Source organism: Actinacidiphila acididurans (assembly GCF_016918855.1).
GTDB classification, from domain to species: Bacteria; Actinomycetota; Actinomycetes; order Streptomycetales; family Streptomycetaceae; genus Actinacidiphila; species Actinacidiphila acididurans.
In genome coordinates, this window is sequence record NZ_JADKYB010000001.1 from 117,542 (window position 1) to 142,362 (window position 24,821).

The window sequence follows — 24,821 nt, forward strand, 5'->3', positions numbered from 1 at the left end:
CGGTCTCCGTCATGTTCCCGTGCTCTCCCACCCTCGAATCCAGGATGTCTCATGCACCGTTATCCACGGGCGGCGACGGCTGCCCTTGCGGCGGCGCTCGCCGCCCTGGCCGGGACCGCGCTCACCGCGGCGCCCGCCCATGCCACCACCGGCCCGGTGGCCAGGATCATCGTCTCTCCCAACGGCGACCACGAGTCCAGAGCCGCCGGCCGTCACGTCACCACCATCGCGGAGGCCCAGCAGCTCGCCCGCACGCTGTCGGGCAAGGCCGACGTGATCGTCTCGCTGGCGGGCGGCACCTACCGCCTGACCGAGCCCTGGAAGCTCACTGCCGCGGACTCCGGATCGAACGGCCACAGCGTGACCTGGCAGGCGTTGCCCGGGCAGCACCCGGTGATCTCGGGCGGGCGGCAGGTGACCGGGTGGACGGTGAAGGACGCCGCGAACAACATCTACGCTGCCTCCGTACCGGCCGGCGCAGACTCCCGGCAGCTGTACGTGGACGGCGCACTGGCACCGCGGGCGGCGATCACGATCTCGCGCAGCGATGTGAAGATCACCCCCAGCGGGATGACCGTCGTCAACCCCGCGCTGGACTACCTGGCGACGCTGCCGGAGCAGAGCCGGATCGAGGTGGAGAGTCAGGATTCCTTCACCGATCGCTATGCCCCGGTGCAGTCGATCAGTGGCACCACGGTCACGATGCAGCAGCCGGCCTGGAACAACAACAACTGGGGCTACGACACCCTGGCCAGCCCCTTCGCCGGCGGGTCGCTGCAACTGGAGAACTCCTACGCGTTCCTGAAGACCGCAGGCCAGTGGTACCTGGACCCGCAAGCCGGACAGCTCTACTACAAGGCCCCCGCGGGGTGGACACCCACCGCCCACGACATCGAACTGCCGCAGCTGACCTCGCTGCTCCAGGTCAGTGGCACCTACGCCAACCCCGTCCGCAACATCACCTTCCAGGGCATCGCCTTCGAGCACAGCACCTGGCTGGTGCCCGGCACCTCGATCGGCTACGCCGACCAGCAGAACGGCGCGTTCATACCGTCCCCGTATCCGCAGCCGGCCGACTTCATCACGTCCTGCCGCAGCGGTTGCCAGCAGTTCGAGGCCACGCGCAGCGGCTGGGACCAGATCCCCGCGGCGGTGCAGGTCTCCGCGGCCAGCGGCATCACCTTCAGCGGTGACACCTTCGCGCACCTGGGCCAGGTGGGCCTGGGCATCGGCAACGACGCGAACGCCCACGCCTCCGGCACCGGCCTCGGCACCTCCGACATCACCGTGTACCACAACACGTTCACCGACGACTCCGGCGCGGGCATCGTCGCCGGCGGCATCCAGGCCGACGCCCACCACCCGTCCGATCCGGCCATGGTCAACAAGGACATCACGATCTCCGACAACCTCGTGACCAAGGTGGCCGAGGACTACAAGGAGATGTCGGGCATCCTGTCGACGTACGTCACGCATGCCGTCATCACCCACAACGAGGTCTCGGACCTGGCCTACGACGGCATCGACGTCGGCTGGGGCTGGGGCTTCAACGACCCCGGCGGCAGCCAGGACTACCGGAATCGCGGCCTCTACAACTACCAGCCCGTCTACACCACCCCGACCACACTCAAGGACACCGTGGTCAGCCACAACCTGATCCACGGCACCAAGAAGGTCTTCCACGACGGCGGCAGCCTGTACAACCTCTCCGCCAACCCCGGAGCGGTCTTCGACAGCAACTACATCTACGACAACCAGCACACCGTCGGCCTCTACCTCGACGAAGGCTCCCGCTACGTGACGATGAGCCACAACGTCGTCCAGGACAGCGGTGTGTTCGCCTTCACCAACGCCAGCAGCACCAACAACACCGACGACAACACCTTCGACACCAACTGGTACAACGGCGGCGCCACCCAGGTCGCCACCGGAGCCCCGCACAACAACGTCCTGACCGGCAACGTCCAGGTCGGCGGGACCAACTGGCCGCTGGCCGCACAGCAGGTCATCTATGAGGCGGGCATCGAGCCCGCCCTGCGCACCGCCGCCGACTCCCGGCCGGCGCCGGCCGGCGCGGAACTCACCGCCGCCAAGTCCTCGGTCGGCTCCGGCGGCACCACCACGCTGACCGGTACCGTCCAGAACTTCTCCACCCGGGACATCACCGGTCTGACGCTCGGCCTGGACCTGCCCGCGGGGTGGACCGCGAGCCCGGCGGCCCGGCCGAACCCGACCGTGCCGGCCGGCGGCACAGCGACCGTCTCGTGGCTGGTGACCGCTCCCGCCACCGTGCCGGACCCGCTCACCAGTGGGGCCTTCACCCTCAACGCCGCTTATCGCGGCGGCCGATCGGCGTACACCGCGACGTCGTCGGCCCGTGTCTCCGTCGCGGGAGCCGTCACGACACTGCGGTCCTTCGGTTCGGTGCCCTCCGTCTTCGGCCAGGCGGGCGACCGCTACGCCATTCTGACCGGCGGCAACGACATATGGGGGGCCGGCGGGCAGCACTTCGACGAGTACGGCGCCCTCTACAGCCCCAAGGCGGCCGCCGACACGGCCACGATCACCGTCGAGGTGACCGCCCAGCAGGCGGTGGACCCGTGGTCCAAGGCCGGCCTGGTGCTGCGCGACGACCTGACCGCGCCCGGCTCCGCACAGGGCTACGCGGTCCTGGTGGTGACCCCGGGCAACGGCGTCTCCTTCCAGTGGCAGGACGCCGCCACACCCGGCTACCTCGACCAGTTCAGTTCTTCCGTCGACAAGTCGGTCAAGGCACCGGTCTGGCTGCGTCTGAAGCGCAGCGGCAGCCAGGTCAGCGGCTACTACTCCACTGACGGGTCGACCTGGATGCAGGTGGGCTCCGCGATCACTCTCACCGGTGCCACGTCCGCGGAGGACGCCGGCATGATCGCCACCGCCCACAGCCCGAGTGCGCAAGGGGAGGCCGACTTCAGCGGTTTCAACGTGGCCTAGTTCTGTCCCTTCCGCCGGCGCCGCGCCCGGATGAGGACGGCGGCGAGGTGGAGTGCGGCCTGGTCGGCGATCACGAGTGTGTCGGTTCGCAGGCCAGGCCGCTGCCATCGGCCGGGTAAGCCGGGGCACGCCACCGTGCCCCGGCCCCTCGGACGGGCCGGCCGTACGCGGGGAACCGGGCTCGTCCCGGAACCTCGCGCGATCGAGCCGAGCCGCGCCGTGCCGCACAACCGTGCAGGACCCTTGAGACGGGCTGCCGGTATGTGTCAGTCTCGTGCTACTCGGCCGCCTGCGCGCAACAGGGGCTCGTGTGCCACTCATCTCCATGCAGTCCCCCCACGAGGATTGTTAGCGCTCACAATTCTTCCTCATGCAGGAGTTGTCTCATGATCACAGCAATGTGTCCTTCTTCCGCCGCCTACGTCCGCGGACCCGGAACGCGCGTCGCCTGACAACCCCGACAGGCACCGGCCGGGCCGGTGTTCATCACCACCGCCTCCGCCGGGCGTTCGGTTCGACGAGTTCCGCGGCAGCGGCGCCGCCACTTCACACCGCAGGGCGGTGACCCACCCGGTGCTGTCAGGGACAGCACCGGATCGAGCCCCGGGACGGCCGCTGGCCTTGGCCGCAAGTCCCGTTCCGCGTGGCCCCGATCGATTTTCCGTGGTCGTGGCGGGTGCCAACGGGCCGCTGCGACCCGCACCACATCCACCGTCCGGACGGCCTCGGACAGGGCCGACCGGAACCACCTGCTCAAGGATCAGGAGGACCCATGCACCAAGCAAGTTCCAGCCGCGGGCATCTGTTCGGGGTGCTCGCCGCCGCTGTCGCGGCCGTGGTCGCGTTGGCGGTGACGGTCGTCGCCAATCCGGCGCACGCCGACGCGAGCGGCGCCTTACGAGGTGTCGGTTCCGGCCGGTGTCTCGACGTGCCGAACGCCGGCCAGACCGACGGCACGTACCTGCAGATCTACGACTGCTCGGGCCAGGCGAACCAGCAGTGGACGTTGACGTCCGGCAACCAGCTGTCCGTGTACGGCGGCAAGTGCCTGGATGTCCCGGGCCATGCCACCGCGCCCGGTACCCGGGTGGAGATCTGGACCTGCAACGGCGGCGCGAACCAGCAGTGGCGGGTGAACTCCGACGGCACGGTCGTCGGAGTGGAGTCCGGGCTGTGCCTGGACGTCACGGGTGCCGGTACGGCCAACGGCACCGCGGTGGAGATATGGACGTGCAACAGCGGCAGCAATCAGCGGTGGACCGGCCTGACGTCGACCCCGGTGACCACTCCGCCGACAGGCGGCACGTGTGCTCTTCCCTCGGCGTACCACTGGACGTCGACGGGCCCGCTGGCGCAGCCGGCGAACGGGTGGGTGTCGCTGAAGGACTTCACCAACGTGGTGTACAACGGAAAGCACCTGGTCTACGCCTCGAACGTGTCGGGGTCGGGGTACGGCTCAATGGCCTTCGCTCCGTTCACGAACTGGTCGGACATGGCGTCGGCCGGCCAGACCGGGATGAGCCAGTCCGCGGTGGCGCCCACGCTGTTCTACTTCGCGCCCAAGAACATCTGGGTGCTGGCCTACCAGTGGGGTGCGTGGCCGTTCATCTACCGCACCTCCAGTGACCCCACCAACCCCAACGGCTGGTCCGCCCCGCAGCCGCTGTTCACCGGGAGCATCGCCAACTCCGGCACCGGCCCGATCGACCAGACCCTGATCGGTGACGGCCAGAACATGTACCTATTCTTCGCCGGTGACAACGGCAGCATCTACCGGGCGAGCATGCCGATCGGGAACTTCCCGGGCAACTTCGGCTCCTCGTACACGACGGTCATGAGCGACTCGCAGGCCAACCTGTTCGAGGCGGTGCAGGTCTACAAGGTCCAGGGCCAGAACCAATACCTGATGATCGTGGAGGCGATGGGCGCGAACGGGCGCTACTTCCGCTCCTTCACCGCCTCCAGCCTCAGCGGTTCGTGGACCCCGCAGGCCACCAGCGAGAGCAACCCCTTCGCCGGCAAGGCCAACAGCGGCGCCACCTGGACCAACGACATCAGCCACGGCGACCTGGTCCGCAACAACCCCGACCAGACCATGACCATCGACCCCTGCAACCTGCAGTTCCTCTACCAGGGCAAGTCCCCCTCCGCAGGCGGCCCCTACGACCAACTGCCGTGGCGACCGGGCGTCCTCACCCTGCAGCACTGACCCGCCCGACCCACGCCGAGCGCGCCACGCGTCGACCGGGGTTCCTCCGCGGTACGCCGCAAGGCGCCCGGCGCCGACCGGCAGGGGATTCCGCTCGCTTCGGGTGCTGCACGGTGCCCGGCCCGGCAGCCGCCGGGCCGGGCACCGCGGACCGTCTTCCAAGCACGGCCGGCCCCTGGAGCAGCCTACGGCGAGCCTCCTCCTGCTGCTTCAGGGCCGGCCGGAGACACGACGTGCCCGGTGAACGGACGCCGAAGCATGACATGCCTCAAAGGCGGCCATGAGGTCGGACACGGCACGTGCGGCGTCTCGCACTCGCGCCGCCAGCCGGACCCGTCCTGCTGAACCCTGGCCTGCCGTTCGACGGCCATCGCTGCTACTTCAAGCCGTCCCCCGAGGCGATCTTGGAGCTGACCGGCCTGCCAGCCCCCGGCGACGCGCGCCCCTGCCCCGGCTGTCACTGCTGTGCCCTGCCGTGGAACCACACCACGGCCGGACGCGTACCGCTGCCCGCGCCGCCGCCCCGGCGCCCACGCCGCCCGGGGCACAGCCGGTCCGCTATGATCAAGGCATGTGCTGCTGCGCTCCCATGACTACAACCGCCGCTTAGCGGCGGTATCGCGGTTTCTGTAACCGCGGCCATTGCCTGCCCCCGCATGGGGCAGTGCCAGGACGTACCGCCGGATCAGTGTCCTGCCGGCAGTCACTCATATTCCTGTGACGCCGGGTCGTCCTGCCTGATCAGGGAAGTCATGTCTCAGTCGCAGCGTTTCGATGCACAGCACCCGCGTACCGCCATCCTGCTCCTGATGGTCGGGCTCCCCGGGGCTGGGAAAACCACCCGCGCCAAAGAACTCGCCGCAACCCACCGGGCGCTGCGGCTGACCCCGGATCACTGGATGATCCCGCTGTTCGGCGATTCGATGGCCGACGGCAAGCGCTGGGTGCTCGAAGGGCGGCTCATCTCGGTCGCCCTGCAGGCGCTGCGGCTGGGGACCAGCGTCGTACTCGACTACGGGCTCTGGAGCCGCGACGAACGGTCGGCACTGCGCTGGCTTGCCCGGTCGGTCGAAGCATCATGCCAGGTGGTCTACATGCCCGTGGACAAGGACGTCCAGCTTGCCCGCATCGCGCACCGCCAGGAAACAACACCGCATCAGACGTTCCCGATGAGCGAGGCCGACCTGGATGCGTGGCGGGAGCAGTTCCAGGTGCCCGACGCCGCCGAACTCGACGGCGGCGAGATTCCCACCCCACCGGCGGGCTGGCCGAGCTGGTCGCAGTGGGCGGAAGACACATGGCCCTCGTGCACCGACAGCTGACCCGGCCGGCCCGCCAATCGGTCACCGACCTTCGGTGACAACCGGGTGTGAACAGTCGCGGTACAGAAAGTGCCGCTGCCAGCCCGACGCGGCCATCGCTGTCGAGTGCCCGCAGGACACCCGGTTGTCGCTGCTGTGGGCCGGGGAGCGCGGGGACTGGCGGCGGATGATGGCCGAGGAAGAGGAGCGCCTGGGCCAGCTGCTTGTTGATCGCCCGCGTTCCGGGAAGGTCTGACGCAGTGACGAACGCGGGCCGAGCTCACCGAGCTCATGGGCCCGGCGGCCCAGGAGGAGCTGACCGCCTTCTGCGAGGCCGCCTCGCCTGCCGGCGGCCGGGGCCGTGCGACGGCGTCAGCTCAACGCCTTCCGGGGGGAGTTGTCGCGAGCGCTCGCTCTGGACGGTTTCGGCGCGGCCCGCCGCAGCCTGCCGTCGTTGCTGGCCGCCGCGGCGCTGGAGCGGTACGTCCCGCTGGCCGAGAGCGGCCAGTTGCGCGACCGGCTCGTCCGGGGCGGCCGGCCCCGCCGACGTCCGCGGCGACCAACCAGGCCCGGAGGGACTTCCTCGACCTGCTGCGCACCCGCGGCCGGGCTCCGGCCCCTGCAGCCCGCAGCCCGTCACTGGGGCCGCCGTTCGGACACCGCCCGGTGGTCATGCTGCGGCCGACTCCGGTACCTGGTGAGCTGCTGAAGTTGCGTCGGCGCCTGGGCGACTGGCTGGGCGTACGGAAAACCTGGGCACCGTGCGCCTGGTGCGGCAGCCACAGCACGGCGCCCCCGCGGCGGCCCGGCAAGCTGGAGCGACTGCGCCCGGCCCGCGGCGGCCACCTACAGGTTCCCTGACCACAGGTCCCGGTGACAGACGATGTTGACTGTGCCCACGGTAGCGGCGGAGCGAGCATCGGGGACTACACCGGTTGAGGCGGGCTGCAATCATGACCGCCCTTTTTCGAGAGATTGGACTCCGAGGCTGGTTGTGCCCTTGTCGGCGAGGCGAAGTTGGAGCGGGCGCCTTCCATCCGTTCCTGCAGCAACGGGCAGCGCCGTTCATCGCCACGGCAATAGAGCGGCCGACCGCCGCGATGCCCGAGCTGAGCCGCCGCGCGTTCCCCGAGACCGAGACTGCGACCGTACCCGCCGGGGGAGCAGACCGCCGGAGGTGCATGTGGTAGTAATCCGTGACCAGTACGTCATCAAGCGTATCGACGCCGCCCAGGAACAGGCCGCGGTTCCTGCTGGGGCGGGCGAAGGGTTACGGCGGCTGTGGCGGCCCGTCTGGGCGTCTCCCGCGCACGGCAGCGCAACGCCGCAGGCAGGCTCAAGCGGCCGCAGAAGGCGCTCCGGGCGGCGCTGGAGGAAGAGTCGGCGCGGGACTGGCAGCCGGGTGTGCGGGCCCGAGGCCGGGAGCAGGCGGCCTCCACCGGGGACTTGAGGATCAGCGCCCGGGCCACGTGGACGCGTCGTTGTCCGGGGCCTGTCGAGGGGGGCTGGTCCGTGAGCGGGAGCGCGGGGCGGCGCGTCACTTCTTCGGTGCGTGACCGGGAGCGGTCGCGTCGCTGCGGTACGTGGCGTCCCAGCTCAGCAGCAGGCGCAGCTTGTCGTCCGCCGCGGAACCACGCGGTGCCGTGTAGATCGTGAGGGTCTGTCCCTCGATACCCGGCACGGCGAAGCTCTCGTACCGAAGCTCGAGTATCCCGACGGTCTCATGGAAGAATCGTTTCGACCCGTGACTGTGCTGGAAGAGGCGGTAGTCGGCCCAGCGGGCGGCGAACTCGGGCGAGGCCACGGACAGTTCGCCGACAAGCCGTTCCAGCTCCTGGTCGGGAAAGCGGGGGTCGCGTGCGCTGCGCAGCGCGGCGACCGTGTCGCCGGCGACATCGTCCCAGTCGGGATATCGGGTGCGGGCCTGTGGGTCGGTGAAGAGCCAGTGGACGATGTTGCGGTCCCTGGCCGGTATCCGATCGAAGTCGGTGAGCAGTACCTTCGCGGCATTGTTCAGTGCCAGGACGTCCATGCGCCTGCTTTGCACCATGGCCGGCAGCGGGTCGAGTGAGGCGACCAGTTCCCGCAGGCCGACGCGCGCCGCCTGGCGGCCTTCGTTTCGGGGGCGGACCGCCGTACGCGGTCCGTCGGCGATGCTTTCGACAAGGGCCCGCAGGTGCCGGCGCTCCAGCGCGTCGAGGCGCAGGGCTTCACTGATCGCTGTGAGCACCTGGTCGGACACCTTGCCGACACGCCCCTGCTCCAAGCGGGCGTAGTAGTCGACGCTCACCCCGGCCAGCGCGGCGACCTCCTCCCGCCGTAGTCCCGGGCGCCGCCGCGGTACCGGCGACGTGGGCAGCCCGACATCCTCCGGGCGCAGCCGCGCGCGGCGCGAGGTCAGGAATTCACGCAGGCTCCCATCGTTGTCCATGAACCCCATTCTCCGTCCTGCCCACGAAAAGCGGTGCGGTTCACCGCGTACTGCGAGTACCAGGTGCAGCAGGGCGTGCCGCGAGTGCGCATCACGGTGGATCCCGTGATCGCATGGGTGTGAGCGGTGATGGCGCGCGGCCGGACCTGTCCGGAGTACACACACGCCGCGTTGCGACTGATCCGCAACGAGTGACGAAAAGAGTGGATTATGAGCAAGATCTGGTTCATCACCGGGGCGAACCGAGGCTTCGGCTACGAGATCGCGCGGGCGGCACTGGAGAGCGGTGACACCGTTGTGGCGACCGCCCGCCGCCCCGCGCAGGCGCAGGCGGCCCTGAACGCGCACAGTGAGCGGGTGCTCGCCCTGCCCCTGGACGTGACCGACCCCGCGAGCATTGACGCGGCCGTGGCCGCCGCGACCGACCGCTTCGGTCGGATCGACGTCCTGGTCAACAACGCCGGGTACGGTCAGCTGGGCTACTTCGAAGAGCAGTCGCCGGAGTCCATCGAGCGGCAGTTCGCCACCAACGTCTTCGGGGTGTTCAACGTCAGCCGGGCCGTGCTGCCGGTCATGCGGGCCCAGAGGTCGGGGCATGTCATCAACATCTCCTCGCTGTCCGGCATCATCGGCATCGCGGGTTCCCCGATCTACGGCGCCACCAAGTTCGCCGTCACCGGCTGGTCGGAGGGGCTCGGGCGGGAAGTCGCACCCTTCGGGATCCACGTGACCTGCGTGCACCCGGGCATGTTCCGCACGGACTTCCTCGACCCGAGCTCCGTCAGCCACGGGGACGTCGAAATCGACGACTACGCGTCGTTCCGCACCCAGCAGCATGCCTACCTGGAGGCGAGCAACCACACTCAGCTCGGAGACCCGGCCAGGTTCGGCCCGGCCATCGTCCGGCTTGCCGCGCTGGAGACGCCGCCCGAGCGGTGGGCGTCCGGTAGTGACGCGCTCGCCTCGTTCGCCCAGCGTGCGGAGGAGCTGACCGGCAGCGCCGCCGAGTGGGAGAACCTCTCCCGCTCCACCGACATCCCCCAGGACTGACGCGCAACCGGGACGAGGAAGCGGTCATGGCGACCCTGAGACGGGCCTCCCACCCGCAGCAGTGTGTGCCGGCGGGCGCCTCGACCAATACGCCGTCGCGCAGCGCGGCGCACGGAAGGCGCCGGGTTCGGCTCGGTGCGGCGCGGTTGCACCGGTCGGGGAAGGACTGCGACCGGTTGATCGTGGCGACCGCCGCGGCCGCCGCCCGGGCTGGGGCTGTCGGAGTGGCTGGAGGACCGGCGGTCGATGCGGCTGCCGGAGGACCACAAGGTCGTCAAGCAGATACGGCCCGAGCTCGCGCGGGTGCTGACCTCGCGTGGCTCCACCGCGGTGGCGGGCCGGGAGCTGATGACCGCGCTTCGGCCGCCCACCCGCGCCGTGCGGGGCGGCGTCACCGGCAGTTGGGTGTCTGGCCCAGTCCCGGGCTCGCTCACGCCCGTTCACCCCGCACGGCGGCCGCCCGGAGGGTCCGGCCTGGTACGCCACCCCGACTGTCGCCTGCGCGCAGGAGCTGATCGACACGACCAGGCCCGGCTTCGCGCACTTCGTCCTGGCCATCAGCGCGGAGCAGATGCCGACCAGCTGTGGAGCAGATGCTCCATGAGGTGGCCGAAGCGGCCCGTCAGACGCACCTGATGAAGGTGCGCGGCCTGTACGTCGACTACGCCGACAACGGCACCCTGCTGGAGCCGACGGACATCGGCGAGGACGCCGCGCGCTTCATGGTCACCGCGGTGACGCGGCTGCTCGAACAGTCCGCCAGTCCGCGCCGGTCGAAGCATCGGTCACCGACGTCCCGGACAGCTGCTTGCACGTCGTCCACCAGTGGCAGGACGGGATCGACTACGAGTCCCTCCATGCCTGCGCCGAGGAGGATCCGACGGCGTTCCTTGCCGATCCGGGGCCGGAGCGGATGAGTTCGCCCGCTCTCCCTGGGTGACCTGGCCGCCGAGACCGCGCTGCCCGCACAGCCCCGCTGTGCCAGGGGCGGTCCCCGTGGCCTCCGGCGAGTTCGGCCAGGATGCGGCTGCTCTTGGCGGAGCGGACGTTGACAGGTCTTCAAAGTCGAGCGGTGGGGAGGTGTCCGCGGCTCGCCGGCGTGCCGTTGGGATCTGCGGGCCGGCCGTCCGGCTTTCAGCGGTCGCAGGTGACGTGGAGACGGGCCCAGGCGTTGTTGGCGTAGCCCTTGGGGTTCCAGACCGTCGCTGGGGACTCGGGCTGTACGGCTGCGGCGGAGTCCCAGGCGCGGGCGAGGAGTTCCGTCTCTCCTGACGGGAGGGTGAGCGTGGCACGCCAGTGCTGCCACGTCCACGGGGTGTCCGGTGCGTTGAGATCGGCCTGGACCCAGGTGGTACCGCCGTCGGCGGACACGTCCACGCGTGTCACCATGCGGTCGTCGCCGGCGAAGGCCACGCCGGTGACCTCGGTGGGTCCGGAGGGCAGCGGGGTGCCTTTGCCGGGCCGCAGGATGGCGATGTGAATGACGACCGGCCCGAGCGTGATGCCGTCGCCCGGTCCTGCCTTGCGGGGGTCGGCCTCGGGCGGCAGGAGGCTGTATTCCCACTGGAAGTAGTTGTCGGACGGTTCGGTCTGTGCGGTGATGCGCTGGAGCCATTTGACGCTGCGGGCGCCGATGTAGCCCGGGACGACGGCGCGCAGCGGGGCGCCGTGCGCGGCGGGAAGAGCCTGATCGTTCATCGCCCAGGCCAGGAGTACCTCGCTGGAGGTGGCCTTCGCCGCCGGTATTGAGGCGCCGAAGGGCTGTGGCGGGTCGGCGTCCTGTGACACGTCGGCACCGATGAAGGCGATGTGGGCCGTTTCTGCCTGCAGCCCTGCCTCGGTCAGTACATCCGCCAGGCTCGCACCGGTCCACCATGCCGTGGAGATGGCTCCGGGGCCCCAGGGGACCTGGCCGGGTATGTCGCGGAACTCCACGAGGTCGGCGCGGCGGTTGCCCGCGCACTGCAAAGTGGCGAGCACTTTCCGTTCGGGGAAGCGGCGCCGCAGTTCATCCAGCGACAATTCCAGCGGGCGGTCGACCGTGCCGTCCACCCGCAGCCGCCAGCTCGTCCCGTCGAGGCGGGGGATCGGGGCATGGTTGCGGCCGTAGAAGGTGTCCAAAGGGGTGACCGCGTCCACGAGCGCGCCAGGAGGTGGTTCAGCGTTGTAGGGCTCGCTCTGGTGCACGATCATATCGTCTCGTTTGTTCCATATGCCCATATCGCTACTATGCTCGCAGTCCTTCCGAGCGGCACCTTCGATCCCGCTCGGTTTCGGCGACGGCGACAGCGCGCGCATCGCCGCGGCCTCCAGTGGGAGAGCGAGCCGTGGGCAAGGCTGCCGCCTTCGGTGCATGCCTCCGCGACCTTGGGCAGGTCGGCCCGTCGGCCCGAGGGCGATGCGCCATCCAGGTCATTCGACGGCGGCCCGTGGAACGGCACGGGGGATCGGCGTCCTTCGTCCGGTTGCATCCATACGGCATGAAGCCCCGGTCGCCCGCCACGGGGGGAGCCGGCGACCGGGGCCGTCACATGCCGCATCGGGATGCGGCCCTGCCCCGGCCCGCGTATCCCCCACGGAAGTTCGGGCCGGGACAGGAATCATGGCGCCTTGAGGCAGATGCCGCCGTCAGAAGGTGGCGTTGCCGGAGACCCGCGCATTGGGGAGTGCGGACTCCAGGGGCTCCGCGAGCCCTTCGAGGCCCTCGATGTCGACACCGCCGGAGACACTGACGGGGCCTGCGCCACCGCCGCCGGAGATACCGATGCCGCCCGAAATGCCGTCCAGGTCGCTGTCGGTGATCTCGCGGGTCTCGACCTGTGTGGAGTTACGCATGAGCTGCGTTTCCCTTCTTGGCTCGGGGATGTCTCTACGGCCTCGGCCGGTTCGGTGGTGTGCCGATTCGACGGGACCGACAGCCGCTCCGCCGCTGAGCAGCGCGTCTGACTACCGCAGCGCGGCCGGTCCCAGAAGTGTTACCGAGGGTACGCGCGTTCGAGTCGTGATCCTTCCGCCGGGCAGTCGCGTCATCAGGCCGCGGTCCGTGCGCGGCCCTGGTTGCTGGGCCGGCCGTGTCGGCTGATCGAGGCCTGCGAGCTCATGCTCGTGAAACACGTGGGAAACCGGCGTTTCCTAGACTCCGGAAGATGCGCCTGACGGTCCTTGACAGCCCCACCGAGTGGAGCCGATTCGCCGAAGGTTCCATCGAACGCCGTATGCTCACCGCCCTGGGCGACCGCCTCGGTACGCCGCTGCGCCCGAAGCCGCTCATGTTGCCCGACGGCAGCCGGGTCGAGGTCGAGGGGATCGACCCCGAGGGCCGCCTGCTCGTCCAGCTCGTCAGCAATCAGGGCGCCTACAAACCCGCCTACCGCAACAAGGTCTTGGCCGACATGTTCAAGCTGCTGTGGCTGCGGGACTCGGTGCCGACCGCCGAACGCGCGGTGCTCGTCGTCACCGAACTGATCGTCCAAGCGCTCGCCGGCTGGGTCGCCCGCGCCGCGGCGGAACTCGGCATCGAGATCTACGTCTTCGACGGCAGCACGGTCGTAACACTACGACGCCCGGCGTAAAACGCGCGTAACCGGCCGTCGCGGTGGGCCGAAACAGAAGATGGCTACGGTCGGGGAACCTAGGCGGATTTCCGCGTGGCAGTCAGCCGAGCTCGCCACGCATGCTCTCCGGCTTCCAGGATCGGGCCTGTGCGCCCGCAACATGGACGGGAGCGTGAAGGTGCCAGGAACGCCTGCACTTGAATTGCGGTCCGTGCGCCGGGCCTACGGCTTCGGGCCATCCGCAACGGTTGCCCTCGACGACGTTTCCCTGACGGTGCGGCCCGGCAGCTTCGTCAGCCTCATCGGACCCAGCGGCTGCGGCAAATCGACACTGCTGCGCCTTGTGGCCGGCCTCGAACAGCCCGACCGCGGTGACGTCCGGGTGCACGGTGTCACACCGGCCGAGGCATGTGCCGCCAAGATGATCGGTCTCGTGCCGCAGACCCCGGCCCTCTTGCCCTGGATGTCCGTACTCCGGAACGTCACGCTGCCGCAGAAGATCAACCGTGGAGCCGCCAAACGACGCGGGCGCATCGCCGGTTTCACCGAGCGGGAGAGCGCACCGGCCGCCCCCGACATGCGCGAACTCCTTGTCAAGGCAGGTCTCGGCGAAGCCCTGCACAAGCTTCCGGCTCAGTTGTCCGGCGGTATGCGGCAGCGCGTCGCGATCGTGCGCGCCTTCGGCCTTCGGCCCGACATGCTCGTCATGGACGAGCCCTTCTCCGCGCTGGACGAATTCACCCGCGAGAGCCTCCAGGATCAACTGCTCGATCTGTGGGACGAGCTGAAGACTACGGTCCTGTTCGTCACCCACTCCGTGTCCGAGGCCGTCCGGCTCTCCGACACCGTGGTCGTCATGGCCCCGAAACCCGGCCGCATCGTCGAGTCCATCGAGGTCGACCTGCCCCGGCCGCGCGGCGAACGCCTTTTCGGGGAGCACCGCTTCCACGAGTACGAGGACCTGATCAGAGACCGTCTGCGCCGCGCCTGGCACAGCGACGCCGCGTGAATGGGGGGTTCAGGGAAATGACCGTAGCCGAGGAAAGCACCGCCACGGCGTCCGGAGCGGAGCGGCCCGCCGAACCGTCGCGCTTCAGCCTCAGCCATCCGAAGTCCCGGATGGCATGGATCCGCCCGTCCGTGTGGCTGCCCCTCGTGGTGATGCTGGCGATTATCGCCGCCCTGTGGGAGTACGGAGCCCGGAAGCTGCCGTACCTGCTGCCGTCACTGCCGAAGATCGGCAGCTCGCTCCGCACGAATCTCGGCTACTACGTCCACAATGCCCTCGTCACCCTGGGCGAGGCGACCGCCGGACTCGCGATGGGGTTCGCCGCCGCGTTCGTTCTCGCGGTGCTGACCAGCGAACTTCCGCTCGTGCGCCGGGCCGTCATGCCGATCGCGGTCGTACTCAACGTCACCCCGCTGGTGGCGATCGCTCCGGCCCTGGTCGTGGCCTTCGGCTTCGGACCGATGCCCAAGCTGATCATCACCGGTCTGATCTGCTTCTTCCCCATCCTCATCAACACAGCGACCGGTCTGCGGTCCGTGCCGCGGCAGGTGCTCCAGGTGTACCGGACGATGGACGCCTCCCGCATCGAACTGCTGTGGCACCTGCGCATCCCCCATGCCCTGCCCTTCCTCTTCGCCGCGCTGCGCATCGTCTTCCCGCTGTCGATCATCGGCGCCGTGGTGGCCGAGATGTCGGCGTCAGGGTCGACCCGCGGCCTCGGCACGGCGATCAGCGTGGCCTCGTCCATGAACCAGCTACCGGTCGTGTACGCGTCGATCTTCGTCCTCGCGCTCATGGGCGTGCTGCTCCTGCTCGCCGTCACGCTGGTCGAGCGGCGTGCGCTGCACTGGCACGACAGCACCCAGGACTGACTGACCCACCGCCGATCACACGGCCGCGCTGTCGCCGCGCAGGCCCACGAGGGCCGGGCGCCCGGTGATCCATGCCCTCATCACCCTCATCCACGCCACCCCCGGTGTATCACGAGTTTGGAGTCACCCATGCAGCACCGCTTCATCAGATCCGGGTTCGCGGGCCTCGCCGCCGCTGTGCTGACCGCCGGCGTCGCGGGGTGCGGCTCGGGCTCGAGCGACAGCTCCTCGGCCGGCTCGAACGGTTCCGCGATCTCGGCCGAGCGCTGCGCCGAGAACAAGGCCGCCGGCACGATCACCTATCTGTCCGGCTACCAGTTCCAGTCGTCGGTGTCCATCCTCGAATACATCGCTGCCGCCAAGCTCGGCTATTTCAAGGACCTCTGCCTCACCGTCACCCTCAAACCCGGCACCGGCGACACCGCACAGAACACCAAACTGCTGGCCAGCGGGCAGGCGACCGTGTCCGCCATCGCCGAACAGGACATCATCCAGGCCCAGGCCAACGGCATCGACATCGAGGGCATCTCCTCGTACTCGAACGCCGGCCTCGACATCCTGATGACGAACAAGGACATCACCGAGCTCACCCAGCTCGACGGCAAAGTGGTCGGCCACAAGGGCTATGTGCCCGCCGCCGTCGAGGCGATGCTCGTCAAGGCCGGGGTCACGTGGGACTCGCTCAGACTCGTCAAGGAGGGGTACGACCCTTCCGTACTGCCCCGCAGGCAGGGCGGCCTCGAAGCACTCACCGGATTCGTCTCCAACGAGCCCAACCAGCTCAAGGCGGCCGGCAAGGACGTCACCGTATGGAAGCCCGTCGACTACGGCGTCCCCAGCTCCATCGGTGCGATGGCCGTGAACCCGGCGTTCGCCACGGCGCATCCGCACGCCGTCGAGGACATCCTGCGCGCGGCGCTGCACGCCTACGACTACTGCTCGTCCAGTGAGGAACACATCACCGAGTGCGTCGGCTTCGCGGCGAAGCTGTCGGGCCCGACGTACGACAAGACGCTGAACGCGACCATCTGGAAGACCGAGACGCAGGTGGTCAAGGGCAACCCGACGCCCGGGCAGCCGCTGGGCGGCATCGACCCCGGCAACGTCGCGAAGCTCGTCGACATGCTGCACCAGTTCAAGATCGTGCCGGCCGGTGTGACCGCGGACAAGGCCAAGGGGTGGTTCGACACCTCGTTCGTCGGCGACATCTACGCCGGCGGCAAGCTCGTCTGGCCTGCCCCGTAGCAGCATTGGCGCGGGGCGGCCCTCCGGTCCCCGGCCTGCCGAAACGGTTTCAGGAATCTCATGGAAAGGCCCACGACGTGCCCGCGAAAGAGTACGGAATCTTCCTCCCCATCGGGAACGGGGGATGGATGCTGTCCACGACAGCGCCGCATCCCGAGGCGAGCTATGCCTGGAACAGACGCGCGGCCCTGCAAGCGGAGAGCATCGGCCTCGACTTCATCATGTCGATGGCGAAGTGGCGCGGCTTCGGCGGGACCACCGACCACTGGGGCCGCTCGCTCGAGTCGGTGACGATGATGACGGCGCTCGCCGAGGCCACCACCCGGGTCAAGGTCTGGGCCACCCTGCATGCGAACGTACACAACCCCGCCGTCGCGGCGAAGATGCTCACCACCCTCCAGGACGTCTCCGGCGGCCGGGCCGGCATGAACATCGTCAACGGGTCCTACGCGGGGGAGTTCGAGCAGTTCGGTGTCTGGGACCCGGAGCTCAGCCACGAGGACCGCTACCGGATGACTGAGCTGTGGACGGAGGCGGTCAGCCGGCTGTGGACCGAACCCTCGGTCACCATGCACACGCCGTACTTCGACCTCGTCGACTGCGAGTCCCGCCCGCATCCGGCCAGCCGCCCGACCCTCATCAACGCGGGTAAGTCCGAGGAAGCGCGCCGCTTCCAGGCCCGGTACGCGGACGGTGCCTTCCTCGCCGCCGAAAGTCTCGACGAGATGAGGGAGCTCTCGGCGGACGTCCACGCACGGGCGAAGGCCAACGGCCGGGTATGCAAGACCTACTCGATGCTCACCGTCGTCCAGGACGAGACCGACGAGCTGGCCGCGAAGAAGGTGAAGGAGTGGGGCGCCGGACTCGACCGCGAGGCGCTCGCCCGTATGCGCCGTACCTGGGGGGTGCCCGAGGACCAGGCCCGTGCGTGGGCCGAGGGCGCCGAAGGCGAGGCAGCCTTCCAGACCGCGTATGTCGCCGGCTCGGCGGGGACCGTCACCGAGCACATCGAGTACATCGTGCGCGAGGCCGATCTGGACGGGCTCATGCTGATCTTCCCGGAGTACGACGAGGACATGCTGCTGTTCGGCGAGACCGTACTGCCCGCCTTGCGTGCCCGCGACGAGGTGGCGGCCTGATGTCCGACCTGCGCGACAGACAACTCGCCCGCCTCACCCGGCCCGGCAGCAGACCCGCGCTCGTCGTCGTCGACGTCCAGCGTGACTTCGCCGATCCGGCGGCCCTGGACGACTACCGGCTGACGAATGCGGCCCTGACGGCGCTCGACCGGGCGGTCACCCGGGTCGGCGACCTCGTCGACGCCGCACGGCTCGCCGACGTGCAGGTGATCTGGGTCGAGTTGGGTACCGATCCGGCGCTGCCCTGGCGGGCGAGCAACTGGCTGCGCGGCGGTGACTACGACGCGCCTGTGAGCCCGGCCGAACCGTGCGTGATCGGTACGCCCGGCGCCCAGTGGTACCGCATGCGGCCGGCCGAAGGCGAGCCGCGCGTGGTCAAGCGCGGCTACAGCGGATTCCTCGGTACCGATCTCGACGCGCGGCTGCACGCCGCGGGCGTCGACTGGCTCACCGTCGCGGGCCTGACCAGCGAGTGCTGTGTCCACGCGACCGCCCAGGACGCCATGCAACTGGACTGGCCCGTTGTCGTCCCCCAGGACGCGACGGCTGCCTACGACCTTGACGTGAACGCCGCGGCCCTCGTCCAGCTGGGGCTCAACGCGGCCGTACTCAGCGACGCCGACGAGGTCGTCGAGCTCTGGAAGAAGGTGCCACGGTGACCGGCATGCACACAGCCTTCGACCTCTCCTTCACCCACACCGAGGGCGCGTGGGCCAGGCAGGGTTCCTGGGCCGGGCTGGACTTCCCGGACGTCCGCATGTTCATGGAGCTCGCGCGGACGGCCGAGCGCGCCGGCGTCGGCATGCTGTTCTTCGGCGACGGCAGCGGTGTGCCCAGCACCTGGCGGGGCAGCATCGCACCGGCGGTGGAATGGGGCATCCAATGGCCTCGCCACGACATGTCGCCGGTCATCGCGGCGATGTCCACGGTGACGGACAGGATCGGCTTCGGCCTGACGTACTCCTCGACGTTCATGCATCCGTTCTATGTGGCACGGCTGCTGAACTCCCTCGACCATGTCACGGACGGGCGCATCGCCTTCAACGTGGTCGCCTCGACACGCGGCGCGGACGCGGCGAACTACGGGTTCGCGGAGTTGATGGACCACGACCTGCGCTACGAGCGGATGGAGGAGTTCATCGCGGTCTGCCGCGCGCTGTGGGACTCGGTGGCACCCGGCGCGATCGTGCGCGACCGGGCCACGGGCCGGTTCGCCGACCCGTCCAAGGTGCACCCCATCGACCACGAAGGGCGCTTCTTCACCGTCAAGGGCCCGCTTGCCTCGGTGCCCAGCCCGCAGCACCACCCGCTCATCGTCCAGGCGGGCAACTCGCCCCGGGGCATCGCCGCTTCGGCCCGGTTCGCCGACCTCGTCTTCGGATTCGGCGGCAGTGTCACAAGCCAGCAGCGTCACCGCAAGCTCCTCGACGAAGCGCTCCTCGACGAAGGACGGGACCCGGCGCACGTGGGCATTCTGTGGGCCACGCAGGTGATCGTCGGCCGTACGACGGCCGAGGCACGAGCACAATCCGACTCCGTACAGGAGTTCTGGAACGAGGAAGCCGTCGCCACCTATCTGTCGCACAACGTCGGCTACGACCTCTCGACATTGCCGCAGTCGTTCCGCCTGGCCGAGCTGCACGACGAGATCGTCGCGCTCAACGCGAGTCCCGCGGGCCTCATCGGCTCGCTCATCGCGGAGTTCGGCGAGGACTGCACGATGAGCCGGCACGAGTTCTTCATGCACGGACGGAGAAGGGCGGCGGGCCTGGACCACAGCATCGTCGGCGACGCCGCCACCGTGGCCGACGCGCTGGAGGAGAACTTCGCCGCGACCGGATCACGCGGCGGCTACATGTTCTCCTGCCCGCTCGCCATGCCCTCGGGGTTCGCCGGCATCAGCGAGTTGCTGCTGCCCGAGCTGCGCCGGCGCGGTGTGCTCGCGCCCCGGTACCCGGGCGCCACGCTGCGCGAGAACCTGGCGGTGTGAGATGACCGCAGCAGACGATGCCGGCGAACGCCTCGCCGCAGCCCCCGGGCTCGAGTGCGAGGTCGTCGAAGTCCTCGAAGACCGGGACCCACTGATGACGTCGGCGCAGGACTTCACCACAGATCCCGAGGAGATGAAGCGGGCGTTCTCCCGATTCCCGTCAGGAGTCGCGGCGCTCTCGGCTCTCGTCGACGGGCAACCGACCCTCATGATCGTTTCGTCGCTCGCCGTCGGGGTCTCCTACGAGCCGCCCATGGTCTCCTTCGCCGCGCAACACGGCTCGACGACCTGGCCGGAGCTGTCCCGCACGCGGGCGATCGGGGTCTCCGTCCTCGGGGAGGAGCACACCGGCAAGGCCCGGCAGATGGCATCGCGCAGCAAGGACAGCCGGTTTGCCGGCCTCGCCACACTGGAAGCAGCATCCGGTGCGGTGTTCCTCGAAGGCGCGCCGGTCTGGCTGGAGTGCACCGTCGAGCGCAGCTATCCGGCCGGCGACCACGACATCATCCTGCTGCGCGTGCTCGCCATGATGACCGACGACGAGCGCAATCCCGTCGTTTGGCACCGGCAGACGTTCAAGATGCTGGGCGACTGAGGCGGTACCGACGCCTGCGAAGACGCCCACCGGCACCACCATCGACGAGGCCGTTATGGCATGGTGTCCCGGCCGCGTCGGCTTACGGAGTAGGCCGCCTTGCGAGCACGCATCAACTCTCCCAGGGGCCGGTGCTCCGGCACCGCATTCCAAGGATCGAAACCGCTCTTCTCGACGGCCTCGGACAGGGCTGCGTCCGGCGCCTGCGAGGGTACGCGCAGGCGTGCCACGGTGACCCACGGCGCCTCCCAGCGGACCGCCGAATTCTCGATGGGAGTGCGATCTTCGTCCTCGAAGAACTGGGCCTGGAAAAGAAACTCCAGATCGTCCTCGGCGAGCCGCTTGTAGACGTCAGCGGCCCAATCGTTGTCGGCATCGCCATTGATCAGCGTCGAGGCCGCGCACAGCCTCAGTCGAGCTGCGTAATCACCGAAAGCAATGGGCATGATGCTGAAGAAGTCGTGTGTGGCGAATCCGCTGAACGGCCTCTTCATGTCCCTGAAGTTGGAGACGGCGCTGAGAATGACTCCCGGACTCCTCGCGGCCTTACGGAGCCCGGCGCCGGGCCCGCTGGTTGCGACGTCCACGATTCCGACGAATTCGGCGCTGTCCTTGACCCTCAGGACCTCCTGATTGATCATAAGGAAGTCCTGCTCGGCTTCGGCGGTCGAGGCGCTGGCCGCCCTGAGCACCTTGATCGCGAACCCGCGGACGCTTGGGGCCCGGTCGCCAGAGATATCGAACCCTCCGTTGGAGAGCCTCACGCGCGCTTCGTACGATGAAGCACTGGCGAAGATCCCCTGAGCCGCATAATCGGGAAGGCCCTCTTCCACCGTAAGGATCGCCTTCAGGGCGGCCACCTGCTTACGATGCAGCGCCCGTCCGGTTCCGTATCTCATGGAACGCTGACGCTGCATCTCGATGAAAACGCGTGCTTGCTCTTCGTGTCGCGCATTCTCGTCGGGCGCGAACCTCTCGCGCCACTGAGTGCTGGGCATCTTTGAGAATCTCCTGAATCTGGCGGGGCGGACGGTAATCATCGCCCGGGCCGAGTGTGAGATGTTGGTTCATGGCCGCCTACAGGTGTCATCCGCAAACGAGGTCTCCGGTCTGGTGGCAGTCGTTTCAGTCGACGACTCACCTACCGGAGACCTCGCAGCTCACGATTTCAACCACCCAATGCCGGGCCGTGCGCAGCCAGTGCGGTCAGCGCACCGAGTCGGCAGCCGCGATGATGGCGCAGTCGACCGCTCCCGGCCGGGTCGCGGGCACATCGTGCCCTGAGTTCACGTAGGTGATGCGGGCGCCGACGCGCTGGGCTTCGAATTCCTGGGCCTTTGTCGGGACGGCGTGGTCGTCGGTGGCAATGACCGCCCATTTCGGCGTCGCCGTGGGCGGGTTCACCGTGGCCGCTTCGGAGAACGCCGAGTAGGCGATGGGCTCCTGGGTCACGGAGGAGTCGAGGATGTCCGCTCCCGGCAGTCCGTTCGCGTAGACGCTTCCGTACTGGCCCGCGGTGATGTAGACATCGGTGTCGCCCCCGGGCAGCGGGACGGTGCGCAGGTTCGCCGGGGTGAGCTGTGATCCGGGGAACTGTCCGATCAGGGAGTTGGCGGTGTCGCCCGCGTGGGGGATGAGCGCGGCCACGTACACGAGAGCCTTGACATTGGGCGTCTCGGCGGCCACCTGGCTGATCACCTCGCCGGCGTAGGAGTGGCCGACCAGCACCACGGGGCCGCTGATCGTCTTGAGCTGGGCCTCGACGTAGGCGCTGTCGAAGGCGAGACCCCTCAGCGGCGTGTCGATCGCGAAGACGGGGTACCCCTGGCCGCGCAGGTAGCTGATCTCGCTGTCCCAGCTGGAGGAGTCGGCGAACGCGCCGTGAAGCAGGACGACGGTCGGCTTGGCGGTGTAGCTCACCTGCGAGGGGGCGTGTGTGGTCGGGCTGGTCGTGGCCGCGTCGGCGTTGACTGCGACCAGCGAAGCCGCGGCCGCGCCGCAAGCCGCTGCGGTCGCCGCGAACACCTTGAATCGAGCGGTGGATTTCATGTGTGTTTTTCCCTTGAGTGGTTCTGCCGTACCGACATGAAGAAACGGCGCGATTTTCGGGGACGGGAGAGTCCCCGTGTCCCTCGCGGTCCGCGTTGCTTCGCGTTCGACTATTGCGTCCGCACGCCCGTTTTCGCCAATGCCGATTCCGTGCCTGTTCATGCCGACCCGGCATGAGCCGGGGGCGGACGCCGCAGGGTCTGTCCGGCAAGGTCTTTCGGCGGGTGGCGGCCGATGCCCTCGCCGTGTTTTCGGAATGCAGCAACCATGCAGACGGTCTGGGGCGGGATTCCCGCGGAGAATCTGCCGCGCGCGAAGCTTTTCTGCGGGACGGTCTTCCAGAACGATCCCCCGCAGATCGTGGCGGATCGCTGCCGTATGTCCATGTCGACGAGCCGTTGGCCGAGGCGCTCAAGCGGGTCACCTCGGCAGGCGGAGCCGTCGTCGACCCGGCCGAGGAGCGTCCCGGCTACGAGTACTCCGCACGCGTGCCCGAGTCCGAGGGGAAAAGGATCACCCTGCATTCGGCCGAAAGCCGACCGGCGGCTGCCACCGACGCCTGCCGCGGGTGCTCCGCATGGCGGCCGGGTCAGTTCGTGCCGGGGCCCAGCATGCGGCGGGAGATCTCGGCGAACCGGTGGAGTTCGGGCATGGTCCGGTGCTTGGGGTAGGCCAGGGCGACCATCCGCGGCGCCATGTCCTCCAGCGTCAGGCAGGAGACGTCGTCGCGGCGGTAGAAGTCGGCGATACCGGCCGGCATCACATAGCAGCCCGCCCCCGAGGCGACGGCTTCCAGGCGCTCCTCGATCGTCACCGGGAACCTGCCGGAGTCCCCCTGCGCGGCGGCCGAGCCGCGAAAGACCGGGCCCCGCCACTCCGGGACGTCTCCATGGTCCTGCAGAAGAGCAAGGTTCCGCAGGTCGTCGAGGCACACGGCCTTGTGCTGGGCCAGAGGGTGACTGCTGGGCAAGGCCGCCACCAGGGGCTCCGGAAACAGAGGTACGACCTCGAACATGCCCTCGGGCAGCGGCAGTCGCACGAAACACACATCGACCCGGCCATCCAGCAGGTAGTCGACCTGGTCGGTGATCGAGGTGTGGAGCACCTCGACCCGCACGCCGGGTGCCACACGGGAGAATTCCCGGACAATCGGGGTGACGATGACACCGGGCATGAAGCCGACGGTGAAATGGCTCTCCTCCCGGCCCGCGGCCCGCACACGCTGCTGCACGGCCAGCGACATGGCCAGCATCGGCTGTGCGTCCTCCAGCAACTGACGTCCCGCCCGCGTCAGCACGGTTCCCTGCCGGTTGCGGACGAACAGGACCACGCCCAGGTCTTCCTCCAGCGCCCGGACCTGACGGCTCAGAGCCGGCTGGGTCATGTACAGGCGGCTGGCGGCCCGGACGAAGCTGCACTCTTCGGCCACGGCCACGAAGTAGCGCACCCTGCGCATGTCCAGGTCCACCACGTCATCGTAGCGCCCCATGCCGATACGGCATGAGCATGCCCACCTCCCCACCGGCCGGCGAACGCGGCGAAGACCGTGCGGTAGGCGTCGGTCTGCTCGGCCACGGACGGCGCCTCGGCCCGGTCGAGGTAGAGGAATTCGGTACGGAAAAGGCCGACACCCTCGCCGTCGGCGGTGCGGCCGGGGCCGTGCGCCCGGCCGGCCCGCTCGCGGCGCAGCCGCTCGCGTTCGGCCGCGGCGGTGACGGCCTGCGGCGTCGGGTCGGTGGCCACGGTGCCGGCAGCGGCGTCCACCAGGACGGTCCGGCCGTCTGCCAGGGCGCCCGCGTCGGCGCAGCCGACCCCGGCGGGCAACCGGAGCGCCTTGGCCAGGATCGAGGTGTGGCTGGTCGGGCCGCCGCGCTCGGTGACCAGGGCCAGCACCTCGCCCGGGTCGAGCAACGCCGTGTCGGCGGGGGCGAGGTCCTCGGCGACCGGGACGTACGGGTGCCCGGGCACGGGCAGTCCCGGCATGGGCAGGCCCAGCAGCCGGGCCACCGACCGGTCCCGCAGGTCGTCCAGGTCGGCGACGCGCTCGGCGAAGTAGCCGCCCGCGGCCACCAGCGCGGCCCGGAACTCCCCGAACGCGCCCGTGAGCGCGTGTGCGCCGTCGGTGCCGTCAAGCACCAGGGCCGCGGCCCGGTCGGCGAGCGCCGGGTCGGCGGCCGTCATGGCGTTCGCGGACAGCACCTCGGCCGCCGCGCCCGTCACCGTGGCCGCGCGCTCCGCCAGGTCCGTGGCGACCTCCCGCAGCGCCGCCCGCACCGCCGCGGCCTCGCCGGGCACCTCCGCCGAGGCGAGGGTGCGCGGAGCGGACAGCACCGGCGCGGGCGCCAGGCGAGCCGCCGGGCCGGCGGCGTTGCCCGCGCCGATCCCGATACCCGTCAGCACTGCC

The 24,821-nt window shown here is 69.3% G+C and carries 20 protein-coding genes and 1 pseudogene; 13 read left to right on the plus strand and 8 right to left on the minus strand.

Going from position 1 to position 24,821, the window contains the following annotated elements; genetic code table 11:
- Window positions 1-51: 51 nt before the first annotated feature.
- The 3 genes from ITX44_RS00395 (at window position 52) to ITX44_RS00405 (ending at window position 6,504) form a co-directional block, all read left to right on the plus strand.
- On the plus strand, window positions 52-2,973 hold the full coding sequence (locus ITX44_RS00395) for an NEW3 domain-containing protein (protein WP_205354912.1): 2,922 nt from the start codon (window positions 52-54) through the stop codon (window positions 2,971-2,973).
- Between the two features lie 772 nt (window positions 2,974-3,745).
- Window positions 3,746-5,182 carry a non-reducing end alpha-L-arabinofuranosidase family hydrolase gene (locus tag ITX44_RS00400; RefSeq protein WP_205354913.1) on the plus strand — a complete coding sequence of 479 codons (1,437 nt, stop codon included), beginning with the start codon at window positions 3,746-3,748 and terminating at the stop codon, window positions 5,180-5,182.
- 752 nt (window positions 5,183-5,934) lie between these two features.
- Window positions 5,935-6,504, plus strand: a complete 570-nt coding sequence (locus ITX44_RS00405) for a P-loop nucleotide/nucleoside kinase family protein (RefSeq protein WP_205354914.1) — start codon at window positions 5,935-5,937, stop codon at window positions 6,502-6,504.
- A 1,516-nt stretch (window positions 6,505-8,020) separates the two neighbouring features.
- Here ITX44_RS00405 and ITX44_RS00410 read toward each other — a convergent pair.
- A complete protein-coding gene (locus tag ITX44_RS00410) occupies window positions 8,021-8,914 on the minus strand; it encodes a helix-turn-helix transcriptional regulator (RefSeq protein ID WP_205354915.1) in 894 nt (297 codons plus the stop codon).
- A gap of 210 nt (window positions 8,915-9,124) precedes the next feature.
- Here ITX44_RS00410 and ITX44_RS00415 point away from each other — a divergent pair, with 210 nt between their 5' ends.
- Both ITX44_RS00415 and ITX44_RS43180 read left to right on the plus strand, forming a co-directional pair.
- On the plus strand, window positions 9,125-9,964 hold the full coding sequence (locus tag ITX44_RS00415) for an oxidoreductase (RefSeq protein ID WP_205354916.1): 840 nt from the start codon (window positions 9,125-9,127) through the stop codon (window positions 9,962-9,964).
- Window positions 9,965-10,095: 131 nt separating this feature from the next.
- Window positions 10,096-10,426: pseudogene (locus ITX44_RS43180) on the plus strand (DUF8841 domain-containing protein); the annotation flags it as partial.
- A 199-nt stretch (window positions 10,427-10,625) separates the two neighbouring features.
- On the opposite strand, the gene ITX44_RS00420 reads toward ITX44_RS43180, so the two are convergent.
- From ITX44_RS00420 to ITX44_RS00430, 3 genes are all read right to left on the minus strand, one after another.
- Window positions 10,626-10,823 carry a hypothetical protein gene (locus ITX44_RS00420; protein ID WP_205354917.1) on the minus strand — a complete coding sequence of 66 codons (198 nt, stop codon included), beginning with the start codon at window positions 10,821-10,823 and terminating at the stop codon, window positions 10,626-10,628.
- A gap of 275 nt (window positions 10,824-11,098) precedes the next feature.
- Window positions 11,099-12,157, minus strand: coding sequence for a sulfite oxidase (locus ITX44_RS00425; RefSeq protein ID WP_236059634.1), 1,059 nt, complete (start codon window positions 12,155-12,157; stop codon window positions 11,099-11,101).
- A gap of 435 nt (window positions 12,158-12,592) precedes the next feature.
- Entirely contained in the window at window positions 12,593-12,799 is a 207-nt protein-coding gene (locus ITX44_RS00430) for a hypothetical protein (RefSeq protein ID WP_205354919.1), read from the minus strand.
- A gap of 311 nt (window positions 12,800-13,110) precedes the next feature.
- Here ITX44_RS00430 and ITX44_RS00435 point away from each other — a divergent pair, with 311 nt between their 5' ends.
- From ITX44_RS00435 to ITX44_RS00470, 8 genes are all read left to right on the plus strand, one after another.
- The gene (locus tag ITX44_RS00435) at window positions 13,111-13,536 is read left to right on the plus strand and encodes a hypothetical protein (RefSeq protein WP_205354920.1); all 426 of its coding nucleotides are present in this window, start codon (window positions 13,111-13,113) and stop codon (window positions 13,534-13,536) included.
- Window positions 13,537-13,690: 154 nt separating this feature from the next.
- On the plus strand, window positions 13,691-14,527 hold the full coding sequence (locus tag ITX44_RS00440) for an ABC transporter ATP-binding protein (RefSeq protein ID WP_205354921.1): 837 nt from the start codon (window positions 13,691-13,693) through the stop codon (window positions 14,525-14,527).
- 17 nt (window positions 14,528-14,544) lie between these two features.
- Window positions 14,545-15,399 (plus strand): ABC transporter permease, encoded by an 855-nt coding sequence (locus ITX44_RS00445; protein WP_236059637.1) that lies wholly within the window; start codon window positions 14,545-14,547, stop codon window positions 15,397-15,399.
- A gap of 129 nt (window positions 15,400-15,528) precedes the next feature.
- Window positions 15,529-16,644, plus strand: a complete 1,116-nt coding sequence (locus ITX44_RS00450) for an ABC transporter substrate-binding protein (RefSeq protein WP_205354922.1) — start codon at window positions 15,529-15,531, stop codon at window positions 16,642-16,644.
- Window positions 16,645-16,721: 77 nt separating this feature from the next.
- A complete protein-coding gene (locus tag ITX44_RS00455; protein WP_205354923.1) occupies window positions 16,722-17,783 on the plus strand; it encodes an LLM class flavin-dependent oxidoreductase in 1,062 nt (353 codons plus the stop codon).
- On the plus strand, window positions 17,783-18,442 hold the full coding sequence (locus ITX44_RS00460; protein ID WP_205354924.1) for a cysteine hydrolase family protein: 660 nt from the start codon (window positions 17,783-17,785) through the stop codon (window positions 18,440-18,442). Before ITX44_RS00455 ends, ITX44_RS00460 begins: the two co-directional genes overlap by 1 nt.
- A gap of 5 nt (window positions 18,443-18,447) precedes the next feature.
- The gene (locus ITX44_RS00465; RefSeq protein ID WP_236059818.1) at window positions 18,448-19,773 is read left to right on the plus strand and encodes an NtaA/DmoA family FMN-dependent monooxygenase; all 1,326 of its coding nucleotides are present in this window, start codon (window positions 18,448-18,450) and stop codon (window positions 19,771-19,773) included.
- Window position 19,774: 1 nt separating this feature from the next.
- On the plus strand, window positions 19,775-20,368 hold the full coding sequence (locus tag ITX44_RS00470; protein WP_236059642.1) for a flavin reductase family protein: 594 nt from the start codon (window positions 19,775-19,777) through the stop codon (window positions 20,366-20,368).
- Window positions 20,369-20,421: 53 nt separating this feature from the next.
- On the opposite strand, the gene ITX44_RS00475 is transcribed toward ITX44_RS00470, so the two are convergent.
- The 4 genes from ITX44_RS00475 to ITX44_RS00490 form a co-directional block, all read right to left on the minus strand.
- A complete protein-coding gene (locus tag ITX44_RS00475; RefSeq protein WP_205354926.1) occupies window positions 20,422-21,366 on the minus strand; it encodes a catalase family protein in 945 nt (314 codons plus the stop codon).
- Between the two features lie 208 nt (window positions 21,367-21,574).
- On the minus strand, window positions 21,575-22,417 hold the full coding sequence (locus ITX44_RS00480) for an alpha/beta fold hydrolase (RefSeq protein WP_205354927.1): 843 nt from the start codon (window positions 22,415-22,417) through the stop codon (window positions 21,575-21,577).
- Window positions 22,418-23,006: 589 nt separating this feature from the next.
- Window positions 23,007-23,906, minus strand: coding sequence for a LysR family transcriptional regulator (locus ITX44_RS00485; RefSeq protein ID WP_236059644.1), 900 nt, complete (start codon window positions 23,904-23,906; stop codon window positions 23,007-23,009).
- Complete coding sequence (locus ITX44_RS00490; RefSeq protein WP_307795017.1) at window positions 23,798-24,817, minus strand: PEP-utilizing enzyme; 1,020 nt, start codon at window positions 24,815-24,817, stop codon at window positions 23,798-23,800. Before ITX44_RS00490 ends, ITX44_RS00485 begins: the two co-directional genes overlap by 109 nt.
- Between the last annotated feature and the right edge of the window lie 4 nt (window positions 24,818-24,821).

Coding starts and splice junctions, on each gene's coding strand:
- ITX44_RS00395 (WP_205354912.1), top strand. CDS start 52: ATGCACCGTTATCCACGGGCGGCGACGGCTGCCCTTGCGGCGGCGCTC.
- ITX44_RS00400 (WP_205354913.1), top strand. CDS start 3,746: ATGCACCAAGCAAGTTCCAGCCGCGGGCATCTGTTCGGGGTGCTCGCC.
- ITX44_RS00405 (WP_205354914.1), top strand. CDS start 5,935: ATGTCTCAGTCGCAGCGTTTCGATGCACAGCACCCGCGTACCGCCATC.
- ITX44_RS00410 (WP_205354915.1), bottom strand. CDS start 8,914: ATGGACAACGATGGGAGCCTGCGTGAATTCCTGACCTCGCGCCGCGCG.
- ITX44_RS00415 (WP_205354916.1), top strand. CDS start 9,125: ATGAGCAAGATCTGGTTCATCACCGGGGCGAACCGAGGCTTCGGCTAC.
- ITX44_RS00420 (WP_205354917.1), bottom strand. CDS start 10,823: ATGGAGGGACTCGTAGTCGATCCCGTCCTGCCACTGGTGGACGACGTG.
- ITX44_RS00425 (WP_236059634.1), bottom strand. CDS start 12,157: ATGATCGTGCACCAGAGCGAGCCCTACAACGCTGAACCACCTCCTGGC.
- ITX44_RS00430 (WP_205354919.1), bottom strand. CDS start 12,799: ATGCGTAACTCCACACAGGTCGAGACCCGCGAGATCACCGACAGCGAC.
- ITX44_RS00435 (WP_205354920.1), top strand. CDS start 13,111: ATGCGCCTGACGGTCCTTGACAGCCCCACCGAGTGGAGCCGATTCGCC.
- ITX44_RS00445 (WP_236059637.1), top strand. CDS start 14,545: ATGACCGTAGCCGAGGAAAGCACCGCCACGGCGTCCGGAGCGGAGCGG.
- ITX44_RS00450 (WP_205354922.1), top strand. CDS start 15,529: ATGCAGCACCGCTTCATCAGATCCGGGTTCGCGGGCCTCGCCGCCGCT.
- ITX44_RS00460 (WP_205354924.1), top strand. CDS start 17,783: ATGTCCGACCTGCGCGACAGACAACTCGCCCGCCTCACCCGGCCCGGC.
- ITX44_RS00465 (WP_236059818.1), top strand. CDS start 18,448: ATGCACACAGCCTTCGACCTCTCCTTCACCCACACCGAGGGCGCGTGG.
- ITX44_RS00470 (WP_236059642.1), top strand. CDS start 19,775: ATGACCGCAGCAGACGATGCCGGCGAACGCCTCGCCGCAGCCCCCGGG.
- ITX44_RS00475 (WP_205354926.1), bottom strand. CDS start 21,366: ATGCCCAGCACTCAGTGGCGCGAGAGGTTCGCGCCCGACGAGAATGCG.
- ITX44_RS00480 (WP_205354927.1), bottom strand. CDS start 22,417: ATGAAATCCACCGCTCGATTCAAGGTGTTCGCGGCGACCGCAGCGGCT.
- ITX44_RS00485 (WP_236059644.1), bottom strand. CDS start 23,906: ATGGGGCGCTACGATGACGTGGTGGACCTGGACATGCGCAGGGTGCGC.